Genomic DNA, 13,277 nt, shown 5'->3' with positions numbered 1-13,277 from the left:
ACGTTTCCCGGGGACTAGGCTGTTCTCGTCACAACGGGGAGACCTATGCATAACCTTTCGGTCAAAACCGGGTCCGTGCGATGAGAGCTCCGGACCCAGTCAAATCCGCCGATCGCTACCCTTGGTATGTGCTTGGCATCTTGACACTATCGCAGACTTGCCATGGGATCGACCGCGCGATCATCGGTCTGGTGCTCGCACCGGTAGGCAAGGAATTCTCACTCACCGACGGTCAGCTTGGCATTCTGGCCGGGTTTGCATACGGGATATTCTTCGCATTGGCCGCGCTGCCTTTCGGCATCGCGGTGGACAGCCTGAACCGGCGCAACCTGATGGCGATCGCACTCGCGCTTTGGAGCGGCGCAACAGCGCTATGCGGTCTGGCATCCGGTTTCTGGACGCTCCTACTCGGCAGGGCCGCGGTCGGCACCGCAGAAGCTGCCGGCTCTCCCACCGGAATGTCACTCCTTAGCGACTATTTCGGCGAGGAACGGCGGGCGACGGCTATCGGCATATGGTACCTGAGTTCGGGCATCGGTCTTGCCCTCGCCTTCCTGATTGGAGGGGCCATCGTTCAGGTCGGTGGGTGGCGATGGGCTTTTGCCGCAGCTGGACTGCCCGGCCTTGTTTTGGCGCCGATCCTGTTCCTGACCGTTCGTGAGCCGCAGCGAGGCGCCTACGACGATCCGGTGCCTGCACGGCCAGCCGAGGGCCAGCCCGGTCTTGCCGCACGCATCCTTCAACTCGCCGCGCGGCCGGGACTGTTCTTCTGCATAGCCGCCATCATTCTGATTGCGGCCGGCATCTACGGGATGAGCACCTGGCTTACGACGTTCCTCATTCGCGTTCATGGTATGCCGATCTCGCGCGCGGGCATCACCATCGCCATTGCTTACGGCGGCCTCGGCTCGGTGGGCGGTTTCCTTGCCGGGTGGGCAATCGATCAGATAAACCGCCAGCGCGGCGGCTTCGATCCGGCAAGAACCGCCCTCTTTGGCGCGGTGATCCCCATTCTTACTGCCCTGACCGGGATCGGCACGGTGGTCGTTTCACAAACTGGTCCCATGCAAGCGCTCCTCATGGCCTGCGGCTTCCTGAGCGCCTCCTACAACGGCCCGATCTATGCGGTGATCGTCACGATAGCCGGCCCGCGCCTGCGCGGTCTTGCCGTATCGCTTGTGCAACTTGGCGCAAATCTGATCGGTGTTGGCGCCGGGACCTATCTGATCGGAGCTGTCAGCGACTTCGTGGGCGGGACCGAGGGAGTCGCATGGGGCATCGGGACGGCTATGCTGTTCACGTTTGCCGGTGGACTGGTGCTGTTGCTGGCATCGCGGTCCATTCGCCGCGCGCAGAAGAAACAAATCGCCTAAAGAATTATGGCCCGGCTCGTGCGAGCCGGGCCATTCCCGAAAACTTGAAATCTCTGTTCCCTATTGGGCCGCTTCGACGCGATCGCGGCGCCGGGCCTTGGCGGCCTCGATCCCCCTAAAGAGCGCCGTGGTATTGCCTGCGCCGGCATAGAACAGCGTGAAAAGGGGAATGAAATCGAGCTCTTCGTCGGTGAACTCCCCGTTGATCAAGGCGCCGTTCATCTGAATTTCCACGAGATCAGTGCGGCCGAGCATGGCTGTTGCACCGAGCACGAGCAGACGCTTCTCGCGCATCGACAGGACATCGCTTGCCCAAAGGTTGGCGAACTGATTACCGACGATCTCCTGGTTGAACGATGAGTTCCGGAATGGCAGCACCATGTCCGAGGAACCCGGCCCATAGACCTGATCAAAGGTTTCGAGACCCTTTTGCCACTGTGTTTCGTCGATACTCATGCCTTTTCTCCCAATACTGCTTCAAGGCCGACAACCGCCAGGTCGGTGCGGCGGGTCAGTTCGATAAGCGGAAGCGAAATCCCGTAGCTCTGCGCAAGGTCGATCGCGGCGTCGAGATCCTTCACCATCAGTGAGCGGGTATATTCGCGCACCGCCGCTTCGCTCTTGCTCGACGACGGGTCGTCGCGAATGGCCAGCATCAGCGGCCCCCCTACACTGTCGGAACTGGCCTCGATCACCTCGTTGAGCTGACGGATGTCGACGCCGGCGTTGCGGCACAATATCGACGCTTCGTATCCTGCGCGAAGTCCCCCAAAGACAATGACGTTTCGTGCAATCTTTGCAGCCATGCCGGAACCTGGACCGCCCATATGCGCAACGTGCTTGGCAAAGCCGTCAAGCACCGGCCGAACCCGGTCAATCACTTGATCGCTGCCGCCCACCAGACAGACGAGCCCGTGTTCGCGCGATTTCGGGCCGCCGGTCACGCCGCAATCCACCAACTCCACTCCGGCTTGCTCCGTAAGCCTGCGGATGGCGTTCAAGTCCTCGATCGAGACGGTCGCCACGAGAACGACGGTCATGCCCGGACGCGCCCGCGCAAGCACTCCATCGGGGCCGGTGAGCACGCTGATCGTCTGCTTTGCATCGACGACAGCGATGACGATCACGTCGGCCTGCTCGGCAACTGCGGCAGGGGAGCTCTCTACCGCGGGCACGCCGTCCAGCGTATCGGATGCATCCGGCCGGATGTCGTAGACTGCCGCGAGTTGGTTAGATCGTGCCAGGCATATGGCAACGCCGGCACCGATCTGACCCAACCCGATGACTCCTGCTTGTCCCATTTTCTACCTCTCATGCGCGGCGCCTTGGCCACTTGATCGACATGTTTCAAATCGTGGCATAGCTGGGCCGTCGACGTCATCCTGACAGCTGCCCGTTGGCCGAAACGCGACAAATTTACAGCTTCTCACGATGCATTTGCTTCGGCGGGGAGGTTTGTTGCGGCGCGCAAATATAGAAAGACCGCCAAAACCAGCACAAATGCTGTTGCCGCCATGCTGAGCTGCAACCCGCCGGCCGCAGCCTGAAGGCAGGCTCGAGTCATCGAACCTCCCGCGGCGCCCACGCAATCGCTCGCGTAACCGGCCCCATAGCGCCAGGCGGCAAGGTGATCGCTGAGATAGCCCAGGAGCACCGACCCCAGTCCAAGCCCCGCCACGGTCTGGCCGAAGGAATGAAGTGCCGCTGCCGAAGCGCGCATCCTGGGTTCGACGAGGGATTGGGTTATTGTCATGATTGCGGGCGTGAAGGCATAAAGCAGGGCCGTCGCACCAAACAGGAAGCCCACGAGCCAGCGCCAGTCGTCCTGATAGATAGCGAGCAGATATAGTGGAAAGGCTAGAGCAACGGCCGCCGCCGGTGCCCAGCCTCCCCAACGCAGGTCGCGGCGAAGAAGGCTCGCGATGACATATCCGCCGCTTGCCTGTCCCACCATCGTGGCAAGGCTGAACGACAATGCAAAGACGAGCCCGGCTTGCGACAAGGACAATTCATATCGCCGTACAAGCAGCGGAATCAGGAAGAGGTTGGTACCGAAGCCGACCATTCCTACAAATCCGCTCCCGGCGGTAAGGAAGAGGAAAGCGGGCGAAAGACCCAGCCTGCGCAGAACAGCGCCGAATTTTGGCGTATCGGCGCTCTTGCCGGCATCGATCCGAGCGGGCTCAGGGATCGTAGTGATCAGCATGCCCGCCAGAAGAATCCCGGGCAATCCAACGCAGACCAGGGCAAGGCGCCAGCCAAATGTCTGGGCGACCGCCCCTCCCGCAATTGCGGCAACCGCGCCGCCGATAGGGACCCCCAGCGCAATGAGCGAGAACACGACCGCCCTGCGGCTGGCCTCAAACCTGTCGGAAATCATGGAAACGAGGGCCGGCGTGAATCCTGCCTCTCCTACCCCTACTCCCATGCGGCAGATCAGGAGCTGAACGTAGCTCCCCGCCATGCCGGAAAGAGCCGTCATCAGCGACCAGATGACAGTGACGGCCGAGATGATCTTCACTCTGCTATACCGCTCGGCAAGACGGGCAAGTGGAATTCCGAGGACTGCGTAGAAGAGCGAGAAGGCCAATCCTCCAAGCATTCCAAGCTGGAGATCGGTGAGCTTGAGATCGCGGCGGATCGCCTCGCCAACCACCGCGATAATGGTGCGATCGATGAAATTGAGCATGTAGATTCCGCCCAGAAGCAGCAGAAACCAACGGTCACGCATCGTGAAACTGGGCATAGGTTTGGCAGCTCTCCCTAGGCGGACTTTTTGCCTCGCATGAGACAGGTAGAACACTTTTTCTCTCAAGTGTATCATTTTTCACTTGATCGACGGCAAGACCTGCGCCACCACGCCGCCAACCTTGATTGGGGGGATCTTATTGCATGAAGAAGATAATCATCGCACTCATGGCACTTGGCCTGTCCGTTCCTGCGCTTGCCGACGGAGCAGCGGTAAAGCGGAACGACGCGGTCTATTCCGCGAACGGCACACGGATCGGCAAAGTTGAGCGGGTCCTGACGGATAGCGACGGTACCGCGACCGCTGTGCGCATCATCTTCCGCGGCAAGTTCATCACGATCCCTGTCGCCACGCTGACCGCCGGTGAAAAGGGCGTCACAACGAGCATGTCGACCGACGACATCAAGAAGCTCTAGACGGATTTACCGGCCGGTCTCGCCGCGAGCCATGACTTTTCGAGGCGAAGGGGCCGAGGCTCTTGCCAGCAGGTTCACGCAAGATCGGCGATGGCGCGAATGGGCCGGCTGATGCCGTCCCATTCGAGATGGGCTGCATGCATCCTCTGCAGCGATGCTTCCATGGCTCCCGACAGTTCCATCAATTCGATGAACCCCCCGTTGGCGGCCAGAGTATCGAACAATGCAAAGCGCTCACCCGAAGGCATCGTGCCGCTGAAAGCGATTTCATGACCTTCGGCCGAGAGCCGCTGAACGCCCTCCTCGTAGGGAATCCGCAGCATGACGTGATGGTAGCCCTCTCCGCTGCGATCCAGCATCTCGGTGAAGACGGATGGTCTCTCGTTCGTCTGCTGAAGAAGTTCGATCAGCAGGCCGCCGGAAAATCCGAAGGCGACCTTCAGTGCAACTTGCGTTGGCTCGCCTCGATAGATCTGGCCCGGTAACACCGGCACGTCGAAGACAAAAAAAGGTCCTGCCTTGATGACCCTCGTCCAGTGGTCGAGCGCACGGTCCATGACGCGTACGACCTGGCATAGTTCGAGAATCGAGCCATTGGGTTGCATCAGCCCTTACTCCACTTCGCTGCGGCGGTCCGCAGCCCGTGACTGCGGGCCCGGTCAACCAATTGCCTGCGCCGCAGCGCGATATCCGAGGGCGGCAGCCGTCCTTCACCATCCCCAAGCGTCGCAAGATCGACGACGCGCACGTCGCGGATGAATGCCGCAGGATCGCTTCCCTCCGGCACGCCTTGCCAGCGCAGCAATACCCAGCCTTCCCCAAGTCCTGCGGTATCGATCCAGTTGGCGATACCGGCATCCACGCTGGCGAGGACATAAGTGATCGTGCCGTCGGCGGAGGGCGCAACCTGTGAGCCAGCAAGACTTACCGTGCGCAGCATTGGATCGGGCGATATTGTCCAGGGGTCGGCAACCTGGATACCCGTGTAACGGCTTCCTGCCGGATCAATGGTGATGAGCAGCCCCTCGCCGTCCCCGAGCGCGAAACGACCTCCTGCAAGATAACCCCAGCCACCATCCCGCCCCTGAGGTCCGACCAGCCGATTGGGTTGCGGATACCCGAGAAAGTCGTCCTTGAAGCGCGACCAGAATGTCACCCAGGCTGGCATGTCGGCGATGATGGCGCGGGCGATATCCTCCTCGCTGCGTGGCATCGATGCATGCAATTGGTCAAGACGACTGACCCTGACTTCGGCGGGTACCTGTTCCCAGCCGCATTGGCTGTCGCGCGTGTAGACCTGGATGCGCGCACCGCGCTCGGTTTTCAGATGGGCCGGCCCGCCGTCCCCAGGGCCCACCGTGACCGTCACGCGCCGACTTGAATCGCAGAGCGGCAACAGGTCTTGAAGAGTGAGCGCACCGAGATTTCGACCGAGGCCGGCATGGTGTTCGGGCTCGACCTCTGCAACGATGCTGAATTGGGGCGGATCAGACGAGAAGCGGATTTGAACCGCGTACCCGCCATCGCCATCGATCGGAATCTCGCGATTGATATTATCCGGATTATCGATCGCGACGGCCGCGCCGGGAAAGATGTGACCGAACCAATTCCGAGGCGCATTGCTGATATTCCACACGACCTTGGGATCGGCGGGATCGCCGTTAGCTTCCCGCATAGCAAGGCCGAGGACCCATTGATCCAGCGCACGATCGAGGCCAATTCGTCCATCGAGCGTCTTTGATAGCGGATCGCCAAGCAGAATCTGCCGTGCGCTTTCGCGTGTAGCGCGAACGTCAGGCCGTTCGATGAGGCGCAGGGCCAGCCGCTCGGCTGAAGCCTGATCTTCCGTCCATAGCGGATTGACCGTCATGATATCGTTCCCACTCTACCGCCTTCAGCGAAGATCGTGCTTCCCGTAGTGTAACTGGAGGCATCGCTAGCAAGCAGGATGGCCGCCCCGACAGCTTCGTCCGCGGCACCGAAGCGCTTGATGGCGTTCCGCTCTGCCAGCCCCAGACCCTTGTGGATGGCCGCTTCCTGGCCATCGGGGCTCATGGAACCGACGCACAGACAGTTCACGCGCGTGTGCGGGGCCTGCGACTTGGCGAGTTCCCGCACCAGAAAGTGGAGCGCTGCTTTCGATACTCCATAGGCGACAGCCGGCGGGATGGGCGTGAAACCGCCGCAGCTTTGCACCGAGATGATACTACCCTTCCCATGTGCCTTCATGTCGGCTTCGGTCAGTTCAGCCAGCCACCAGGTCGCCATGACGTTGACGTCGAATGCGGTGCGCCACACTTCGTCGGTGTTCGCCCAAAGCCCGCCATCGGCGGCATATACGACCCCGGCTGCAGCATTGTTGAAGATGATGTGGATCGGACCGAAGGCTTCGCGTGCGCAGGCCACGAGCCGCTCAAGATCACTCCTTTTCCCGGCGTCCGCTATAATGGCGGCAGCGCGGCCGCCGCCGGCCGCATTGATCTCTCCTGCCAGCCGTTCGAGACGATCCCCCGAACGGGCGGAGATCACTACATTCGCCCCCAGTTCGGCGTAAGCCCGTGCAACATGTTCCCCCACTCCCGGACCAACGCCCGTCAGGATTGCAGTGCGCCCGTCAAGGCGGAAACGGTCGAGAATGCCCATGGTCTCGTTCCCCAGGTCAGGCCTATGAATGGTCGAAAAGATGGCCGTAGCGCGCGTAGTATCCGGCAAGGCGCGTGTGTACCTCGGCCGGATCAATCCCGAACTGCTCCGGACTGTGCCGATGCCTCCCCAAGCGGTTCGCAGCGGGATTCTCGGCAAGAAAGCGGGCGATGCGATCGCGGTGCTGCACCGAAAATGGCAGATCGAACCGGCTGTAGATGTGTTCGATTGCAGCCATTGGATCGCTGACGACATCGCGGTGAGCAAGGTCAAGGATGCGCCCTTCCAACGCCGGATCGCCCGACCGCGCCTCTGTCGCGCGCGCCATCGCCGCACACCAGGTGTCGACGACCGATCGCCCGATCGCCGCCAGGTCGTTTGCGCCGCCCACAGCAGCAAGGAAACCTGCAATCATGCTCGAGAGCGAGGAGAAGGTGAGAACCGGATCGCGGTGCGTCCAGACCAGCATTGCACCGGGATAGGCCTGCAGCAGGCCAGGCAGGTCCATCAGATGCTGCGGCGACTTCAGCGTCCACCGTCCCTTCGGGCCTTTCCACTGGAATTGCTGCAGCATTCTCCGGTGCGTGCGATATTGTCCCTCGGGCACGGTTTCCTGCAGCCAGCGCGCAAAATCGGGAACACCGAGCTCGGCCGGAAAATTGGTGCTGGCGAAATGCAGCATCATCCCATGATTGCATTCGCCGGGCTGGGTACAATCCATGCGTTGGATGTCGGCTAGCTGCGGGGCATGCTTAAGCCAATTCTCGTAGATCGCCTGGACCTGGCCGATGCGCGGATCACTCTCGAAATTTGCTTCTTCAGGAGCGGGCCAGGGAATATACCATTCCCACTCGCGCGGCGCCCTCGCGGACGGATCGAGACAGAGCAGATCGTAGGTGATCGTTGTCCCTGTGCGCGGCAGACCGCAGACTATGAGAGGGTCGCCGAGATCCTGCTGCGTAATCTCCGGGTGGCGTTTCTCATCCTCGATGTAGCGCAGCCGGGTCGCCAGCAGGCTGACAATCTTCTCACTTGCTGTCTGGCGCAGTTGCGGCGGCGGATCCATCGCCTCCACCGCTTCGACCAGACGGTGAAAGCCGGCCATGAACGAAAGGTCGCTTCCGAAATCCGTAAGGCCCGTGAGATCGCGCGCGCGCGCGATCAGGGTTTGCGGTTCCAAAACCGCCGGTTCACAAGAGCCCGCGTTCATGCAGGCCGCTTTTCACGGTGCTGCGCCATTGCCGTACTTCTCCCAGGTGCCGCGATCCGGTATGGAATCCGGTCGCTCAGGCCTTGTCTTCGACCGGCGTCAGGTTCTTCATGAAAGCAACGAAATCCGGACCCAATTCCGGGATTGGCAAACCCAGACGTTCCGCGAGGTAGAGCGTCATGAAGTTGTCGTTCAGCGACTTGTTGGTCTCAGGGATATTGCCGATACCAACCTGGCGGTCGAACGCGCCGATCGCCACCAGCGCCATGCGCAGTGCGACGACGATATCGTAGTATTCAAGGTTTCTCGCCGTCTGCCGGGTGGTCTCCTCCCAGATCGCGATCGTTTCTTGCTTGCTGGGCAGCCCTTCAAGCCGGGTAATGCCGAACCGGCGACCGAACAGGTCGTCGAAGTAAAGCCACCATGCAAGGTCGAGCTCGGCCGGTCCCAACGCCGCCAGTTCCCAGTCGATCAGCGCGTTGACGCGGCCATCGGGCGCGAACATGACGTTGGACGGTGTGGGATCGCCCCACAGTACGTTGACGGCCGCATCTTGCGGCATGTTGGCGCGCACATAAGCCATCGCCGTATCGACAATGGGCATTGCCCGCCCGCGTCCTGCGGCCTTGTGCCACGCCTCCAATGCACCGACGTATTGATCGAGGCCCGGCTCACCGTTTTCGGGTTGTGCGAGGAATTCGAACCCGTCGCGCCAGTCAATACTCGCCAGGCTGGCAAACGCCGATATGGCATTGGTAAAGGCCGCGCGCCGCTGCTCCGGCGCCATGTCGACCAGCCACCCTTCAAGATTGTAGTTCGGGGTCTGCTTGGCGCATTCACCCGCCACTTTGCCCATCACGAGGAAAGGCAGGCCGAGAATCTCGGGATCGAGGTGCATCCCGATCCATGGCGGAACGGGGAGATCTCCGCGCGCATCGAGCGCGGCCATCATTTTCCCCTGAAGGGCCAGACTGCTGCCGAAGACGACTTCCAGGTCCATCGGCTGGCGGCGCACCACAAGTGTCTGCGCCTGGGGGCCTGCCTCGTCGACATAGTCGACCTCCACGAAGAAGATGTCGGCAGAGAAGCCCGCCCCCAATGTCACGTCGAGGGGGCGAACATGGATCTGGCGCCATTGCGGTTTCTGCCCGGCCAGCCAATCCTGCAACTGGACGGTAATGCGATCGGGGGTCAGCACGTCCATGATCACAGTCCCTTTGCAGCCAATGCGCGCTTCAGTTCGCTCGTGAGAGGACCCATGTCCTTGGGGGAGGAGCCGTGCAGTAGGATTTCGTCGGCGCCTGCATCAAGGAAGGACATCAGCTGATCGGCGCACTGCGCTGCCGTTCCCACTGCAGCCCCCTCGTCCAGCCACTGCTGGGGTATGAGACGGCTTACATCGACGAGTTCCTGACGCGTATAGGCCTGGTCGGCGGGCTTTCCGTTGAGCCCTGCAATCTTGGGGTGGGCGCGGATGTCGTCGAGCACCTTCTTGTCCCAGCCGTTGATGTCGACGATCAGGTCGCCAAAACCGGGGAGTTCGAAATAGGTGATCGCGCGCCCGCCGACGACGGCCTCTTCCTCGTCCTTGGGCAGATCGGGAGCGACAATGATATTATGGTAGATGCGCACTGACATCGGGTCGCGCCCTGCCTTTTCCGCGGCCTCGCGGACGATTCTGGCGCTGTTCTTCACGCCCTGCGCCGAAACGAAGGGGTGAAGCAGCACGCCGTCGCAGTGCTCGCCTGCAAATTCGAGGCTTTTTGGCCCGATCGCCGTGAAAATGATCGGCGGGGGCGTTCCTCCGTGGCGATCGGTCAGGTTGATGGCCGGAAACTTGCCGAGTATGCCGTCGTAATCGACCTTTTCACCGGCCCAGAGCCGGCGACAGATCGTGATCAGATCGGCAAGCCGCTCCATCGTGATGGGCGGGGATCCGAGCATCTTCATATAGGCCGGTACCGCGCGGGCGAACATGAGGCGGAAGCGTTCCCCGCTCATCGCTTGCATCATGTCCGCAACGCTTGCAGTCACCAGCGGATGGCGCATCGTCGCATACATGGTTCCCGTTATGCGGATCTTCGATGTGGCCTCAGCCACAGCGCCCGCGAGCACAGCCGGTTCCTTGAGCGCATAGCGTTCGGAGATCCACACGCACCCCAGGCCGATCCGCTCGGCTTCCCGGGCTTCTTCGATGCCGCGCCGCGGGTCGTTGACACGCCCCGGCAGAATATACGTGCCGAACCTGTCGAAAAGCGCCTGTGCTCCCGGTTCCACCGCCAGCGTCATTGAAATCCTCTCAGTTCGTTATGCGCCGCAGATTTGCGGCCGCGACTTTGATTGCAACCTGTCAAAAGACAGGCTCGGGATGAACCTCGACATAAAGACGTGTCAGCTTGAGCGAGGCGATCCTCCATGTCCCGGCCTGGCGGACGTAACGCTCCGTGTAATGACCAAATCCGGTGATGGATTGCGCGCCGGGTATTGGGCTCTTGCCCGGCGCCCAGACGACGCGGTCCTGCATAGCAGTCACGACGTTCGCCTCATCCCCTTTGAGATCGATCTCCGAGGAATGAACCTGATGGGCCGACCGGGCATCCGCCACTGCAAACCGCACCTGGTCGAGTATCGCCTCATGGCCGGTGATCGGCGCGTGTCCGGTATCCTCCTGTACGTCCATCACCGCGTCGCTGGTAAAAAGGTCGATGAACCCCTCCCAGTCCTTGGTATCGAGCATGCGGCAGTAGCGCGCCTTGACGTTGCGGATCGCCTCGTAATCGAGCAGCATCGAGAGTGCATCGTTCATCGCATCCGTCCTTCACCAGATGATGCGGGTATGCGCTCGCAGCGCCCGCTCGCGGATTGCCTCGGCGCGTTCGCGCGGTGCCACCAAAACGGTGCCTGCCGGCAAATACTGGCGGACCTCGTTCAATTTCACCTTCTTCATGCTGGGGGTTGGACGCTCGTCAGTGTTGAACCACCGTCCCTGCACCGCGCCGCTGGAATAGCCCGAGGTATCGAGCCAGTTGTGCACGCCCGGGTCGCGCGCGGAAATAACAGCCCGAAAGACGCCGTCGACGTCGACCACGGCCTGCGCAGCATTGAGGCTGGACTGATTGTGATACCAGTCAGTCGTTTCGTAGAGCTCGTTGGTCAGGATCAAGGACCAGTACCCGACCTCCTTCGGGATCCGCACTTCGGTTATGAGGGCCTCGTCCTCGGCGAGTTCGTAGGCGCCTTCATAGTACGACTGCCGAGCAAGACCCGTCATCTGCGAGAAATCAGCCACTTTCAGAGTGTTGATCAGCCCTTCGTCCCGCAGCTTCTGGACCTTGTCGGGAAATGCCATCGCACATACCGCCGCCGTCATGGGAATCTCCGCGAACCGGTGCGCGAGCTGGGCGAGACTTGGTCTTCCCTTGGCGGCATGTTCGGCATCCAGGCGGACGATGCCGAAGCGAGGCTCGCGCTCACAACCCCAGTCGCAGGCCACGATCCTCACCATCAACTTTTCCGTCTCGGGCTTGAGCTCCCACCAGTCGCCGTCATAATCGGCGGGACGCTGCGGCGAGAGGATAACGTCGAAACTGCCGTCAGGCGCAATCCGCAGGTCGTCGAAATCATTCGCATCCTGGGCGGGATGATGCTTCCCCGTGCGGAGCGTGTCGGGACCGAGCTGGGCCAGGATCATCATTCGCGTGGTGCCGCGATCGCCGCGAATGCGGTAAGTGCCGCCCTTCTCGATCAGCGCCGCCTTGTAAATGGTGTCTGCGTTGGGCTGGAAGATGTTCTGGCAGATATTGAGTTCGGGGACGAAGATCGGATGACTACGATCGTGCATGATCGCATCGTTCGCGGTCCTGAGCACTCCGGAGAGCAAGAGCCGCATCGATTCCTGCATGACATGCGGATCGCTGCGGAGACGCTCGGGAATGCGATCGCGCATCTGCTGACCCAGCGGACGAAGCTGGTCGAGAAGGTCTTCCCATTCGAATACGCCGTTATCGCTCATATCGCTCTCCACCTTTCTGCGACCGATCCATGCTGCACCTTGGGTCGCTCCGCTTCCCGGCATCGTCGTCAAGGCCGCGATTGTCGTCATGCCCGCACAAACCTCGCGCCTAGTCAGTGACAAGCAGCGCGCGCAGCGCCGCGCGCTGTTCCTCATCGATTCCGGCAGCGGCAAAATAACCGTCGACGCCGCCCCACCGGCTCTCCATCTCGTCAAAGGCGCGCGCGAGGAAACTGTCCTGAACGCCGATCAGCACCGCGACCATTTCGTCGGGCGGCACGAAGCCGAACGTCTTTTCAAGGTCACGCTTGAGATGATCCGACATGCGCAGATTTTCCCCGAAGACATCGGACTTGCGGTAATCTTCGGCAATCACCGCTCGCGGAACGCCCAGAAGTTCCAAGAGTAGTCCCACGACGACCCCGGTCCTGTCCTTGCCGGCCGTACAATGAACCAGCATCGGTGTTTCGCGGGAAAGAAGTGCCTCAACCATTGTCGGCAAATGGCGCAGGAAAGCCTGGGGCATCAGGCCATAGTTATGCGCCATTACTTCCGACGCGCGCGAGGCACTCGGCTCCTGCCCGAGCGATGCCCACATATCCTCCCCTTGCGCGCGCAGGTCGGTATTCATGTCGAGATTGAGAAGCCTGCAATCCGGTCCGCACCAATCGTGTGGTGCCGATTGACGTTCAATGTCCGAGCGCAGATCCGCAACGCTGCGAAAACCAAGCCTCACCAGTTCTTCGCGGTGATCTTCCACGAAACTGGCCGGCCCCTCGGACCGGAAAAGAATGCCGTGCCGAACCCTTCGGCCGTCTGAGGTAGGCGTTCCGCCGATATCGCGAAAGTTCAGGCGGGATAGCGCGAGGGTCAT

The 13,277-nt window shown here is 61.3% G+C and carries 14 protein-coding genes; 2 read left to right on the top strand and 12 right to left on the bottom strand.

What is annotated here, in order from left to right; translation table 11 throughout:
• Nucleotides 1-140: 140 nt before the first annotated feature.
• A complete protein-coding gene (locus ACLIMP_RS18100) occupies nucleotides 141-1,373 on the top strand; it encodes an MFS transporter (RefSeq protein WP_443478734.1) in 1,233 nt (410 codons plus the stop codon).
• Between the two features lie 60 nt (nucleotides 1,374-1,433).
• Here the strand turns inward: ACLIMP_RS18100 and ACLIMP_RS18095 are convergent, their stop codons facing one another.
• The 3 genes from ACLIMP_RS18095 to ACLIMP_RS18085 form a co-directional block, all read right to left on the bottom strand.
• Nucleotides 1,434-1,829, bottom strand: coding sequence for a carboxymuconolactone decarboxylase family protein (locus tag ACLIMP_RS18095; protein ID WP_133085088.1), 396 nt, complete (start codon nucleotides 1,827-1,829; stop codon nucleotides 1,434-1,436).
• Nucleotides 1,826-2,674, bottom strand: coding sequence for an NAD(P)-dependent oxidoreductase (locus ACLIMP_RS18090; RefSeq protein WP_443478733.1), 849 nt, complete (start codon nucleotides 2,672-2,674; stop codon nucleotides 1,826-1,828). The genes ACLIMP_RS18095 and ACLIMP_RS18090 overlap by 4 nt, the downstream gene beginning before the upstream one ends.
• 125 nt (nucleotides 2,675-2,799) lie before the next feature.
• Nucleotides 2,800-4,119 carry an MFS transporter gene (locus ACLIMP_RS18085; RefSeq protein WP_443478732.1) on the bottom strand — a complete coding sequence of 440 codons (1,320 nt, stop codon included), beginning with the start codon at nucleotides 4,117-4,119 and terminating at the stop codon, nucleotides 2,800-2,802.
• A gap of 146 nt (nucleotides 4,120-4,265) precedes the next feature.
• Between ACLIMP_RS18085 and ACLIMP_RS18080 the strand changes: the two genes are divergently transcribed.
• Complete coding sequence (locus tag ACLIMP_RS18080; protein ID WP_133085085.1) at nucleotides 4,266-4,538, top strand: PRC-barrel domain-containing protein; 273 nt, start codon at nucleotides 4,266-4,268, stop codon at nucleotides 4,536-4,538.
• A 74-nt stretch (nucleotides 4,539-4,612) separates the two neighbouring features.
• Here the strand turns inward: ACLIMP_RS18080 and ACLIMP_RS18075 are convergent, their stop codons facing one another.
• The 9 genes from ACLIMP_RS18075 to ACLIMP_RS18035 all read right to left on the bottom strand — a co-directional run bounded on the left by ACLIMP_RS18075 (nucleotide 4,613) and on the right by ACLIMP_RS18035 (nucleotide 13,277).
• Nucleotides 4,613-5,143 (bottom strand): VOC family protein, encoded by a 531-nt coding sequence (locus ACLIMP_RS18075; RefSeq protein ID WP_443478731.1) that lies wholly within the window; start codon nucleotides 5,141-5,143, stop codon nucleotides 4,613-4,615.
• Nucleotides 5,143-6,408 (bottom strand): hypothetical protein, encoded by a 1,266-nt coding sequence (locus ACLIMP_RS18070; protein WP_443478730.1) that lies wholly within the window; start codon nucleotides 6,406-6,408, stop codon nucleotides 5,143-5,145. Before ACLIMP_RS18070 ends, ACLIMP_RS18075 begins: the two co-directional genes overlap by 1 nt.
• Nucleotides 6,405-7,181, bottom strand: a complete 777-nt coding sequence (locus ACLIMP_RS18065; protein ID WP_443478729.1) for an SDR family NAD(P)-dependent oxidoreductase — start codon at nucleotides 7,179-7,181, stop codon at nucleotides 6,405-6,407. Before ACLIMP_RS18065 ends, ACLIMP_RS18070 begins: the two co-directional genes overlap by 4 nt.
• Before the next feature lie 22 nt (nucleotides 7,182-7,203).
• Nucleotides 7,204-8,391, bottom strand: a complete 1,188-nt coding sequence (locus ACLIMP_RS18060; protein ID WP_443478728.1) for a sulfotransferase family protein — start codon at nucleotides 8,389-8,391, stop codon at nucleotides 7,204-7,206.
• A gap of 76 nt (nucleotides 8,392-8,467) precedes the next feature.
• Nucleotides 8,468-9,595, bottom strand: a complete 1,128-nt coding sequence (locus ACLIMP_RS18055) for a phosphotransferase family protein (protein WP_133085080.1) — start codon at nucleotides 9,593-9,595, stop codon at nucleotides 8,468-8,470.
• Nucleotides 9,596-9,597: 2 nt separating this feature from the next.
• On the bottom strand, nucleotides 9,598-10,680 hold the full coding sequence (locus tag ACLIMP_RS18050) for a TIGR03857 family LLM class F420-dependent oxidoreductase (RefSeq protein ID WP_443478727.1): 1,083 nt from the start codon (nucleotides 10,678-10,680) through the stop codon (nucleotides 9,598-9,600).
• Nucleotides 10,681-10,741: 61 nt separating this feature from the next.
• Complete coding sequence (locus ACLIMP_RS18045; RefSeq protein WP_133085078.1) at nucleotides 10,742-11,197, bottom strand: nuclear transport factor 2 family protein; 456 nt, start codon at nucleotides 11,195-11,197, stop codon at nucleotides 10,742-10,744.
• Between the two features lie 12 nt (nucleotides 11,198-11,209).
• A complete protein-coding gene (locus ACLIMP_RS18040) occupies nucleotides 11,210-12,577 on the bottom strand; it encodes a DUF1214 domain-containing protein (RefSeq protein ID WP_443478726.1) in 1,368 nt (455 codons plus the stop codon).
• Nucleotides 12,513-13,277 (bottom strand): tyrosine-protein phosphatase, encoded by a 765-nt coding sequence (locus ACLIMP_RS18035; protein ID WP_133085076.1) that lies wholly within the window; start codon nucleotides 13,275-13,277, stop codon nucleotides 12,513-12,515. Before ACLIMP_RS18035 ends, ACLIMP_RS18040 begins: the two co-directional genes overlap by 65 nt.

Origin of the sequence: Novosphingobium aeonii (assembly GCF_052279045.1) — a bacterium.
Lineage (GTDB): Bacteria > Pseudomonadota > Alphaproteobacteria > Sphingomonadales > Sphingomonadaceae > Novosphingobium.
This window is presented reverse-complemented; position numbering and strand designations above follow the sequence as displayed.

Excerpts from the sequence above, each read along its gene's own strand:
- ACLIMP_RS18050 (WP_443478727.1), bottom strand. The coding sequence starts at position 10,680 with ATGACGCTGGCGGTGGAACCGGGAGCACAGGCGCTTTTCGACAGGTTC.
- ACLIMP_RS18075 (WP_443478731.1), bottom strand. The coding sequence starts at position 5,143 with ATGCAACCCAATGGCTCGATTCTCGAACTATGCCAGGTCGTACGCGTC.
- ACLIMP_RS18085 (WP_443478732.1), bottom strand. The coding sequence starts at position 4,119 with ATGCCCAGTTTCACGATGCGTGACCGTTGGTTTCTGCTGCTTCTGGGC.
- ACLIMP_RS18055 (WP_133085080.1), bottom strand. The coding sequence starts at position 9,595 with ATGGACGTGCTGACCCCCGATCGCATTACCGTCCAGTTGCAGGATTGG.
- ACLIMP_RS18065 (WP_443478729.1), bottom strand. The coding sequence starts at position 7,181 with ATGGGCATTCTCGACCGTTTCCGCCTTGACGGGCGCACTGCAATCCTG.
- ACLIMP_RS18070 (WP_443478730.1), bottom strand. The coding sequence starts at position 6,408 with ATGACGGTCAATCCGCTATGGACGGAAGATCAGGCTTCAGCCGAGCGG.
- ACLIMP_RS18095 (WP_133085088.1), bottom strand. The coding sequence starts at position 1,829 with ATGAGTATCGACGAAACACAGTGGCAAAAGGGTCTCGAAACCTTTGAT.
- ACLIMP_RS18045 (WP_133085078.1), bottom strand. The coding sequence starts at position 11,197 with ATGAACGATGCACTCTCGATGCTGCTCGATTACGAGGCGATCCGCAAC.
- ACLIMP_RS18035 (WP_133085076.1), bottom strand. The coding sequence starts at position 13,277 with ATGACCCTCGCGCTATCCCGCCTGAACTTTCGCGATATCGGCGGAACG.
- ACLIMP_RS18080 (WP_133085085.1), top strand. The coding sequence starts at position 4,266 with ATGAAGAAGATAATCATCGCACTCATGGCACTTGGCCTGTCCGTTCCT.
- ACLIMP_RS18060 (WP_443478728.1), bottom strand. The coding sequence starts at position 8,391 with ATGAACGCGGGCTCTTGTGAACCGGCGGTTTTGGAACCGCAAACCCTG.
- ACLIMP_RS18090 (WP_443478733.1), bottom strand. The coding sequence starts at position 2,674 with ATGGGACAAGCAGGAGTCATCGGGTTGGGTCAGATCGGTGCCGGCGTT.